Source organism: Nonomuraea aridisoli, assembly GCF_003236395.1.
Taxonomy (GTDB): Bacteria; Actinomycetota; Actinomycetes; order Streptosporangiales; family Streptosporangiaceae; genus Nonomuraea; species Nonomuraea aridisoli.
The window spans coordinates 1-540 of the sequence record NZ_POUD01000647.1 but is presented as its reverse complement, the minus strand read 5'-3'; the positions used below and the strand labels follow the sequence as shown (position 1 = coordinate 540).

1 protein-coding gene is annotated in these 540 nt (G+C 74.1%); it reads left to right on the top strand.

The window, feature by feature from the left end; all coding sequences use genetic code 11:
• Positions 1 to 460, top strand: a 460-nt coding sequence (locus C1J01_RS48540; RefSeq protein WP_146616071.1) for a proteasome activator, incomplete at its 5' end; no start/stop codon positions are given.
• Between the last annotated feature and the right edge of the window lie 80 nt (positions 461 to 540).

Sequence of the window (540 nt, the reverse complement as noted above, 5' to 3'; positions counted from 1 at the left end):
CCGCCGCACCCCGCCGCAGGGCGCGCCCCACCCGGCGGGCTCGCACGAGTCGTCGGTGGAGAGCGAGGTGCAGCGCATCACCGAGCCCGCGCGGCTGCTGCGCGTGAGCAGCATGGCCCGTTCCCTCCTGGACGAGCTCCACGAGTTGCCGCTCGACGAGCACGCCCGGGAGCGGCTGCGGATGGCCCACGCGCGGACGGTCGAGGAGATCGGCCACGCGGTGACGCCCGAACTGAGCGACGAGCTCGACCGCCTGCTGCCCGACTCCTCGGGCCCGCTCAGCCAGGCGGAGGCCCGGATCGTGCAGAGTCAGCTCGTCGGCTGGCTGGAAGGCGTCTTCCAGGGGGTCAGGGCCGAGCTGAGCCTGCACCAGATGGCCGCCCGCCACGAGGCCGCCGCGCACCAGCCGAACCTGCCGCCCCGCCCGGTCCCCGGCCGCGACTCCGGGCCGTACCTCTGAAACCCCTACCTCTGAAACCCCTACCTCTGAACGGGGAGTCAGGGGCGGTCGGTGCCGACTCCGTGGGGGTGGTCCTGGTG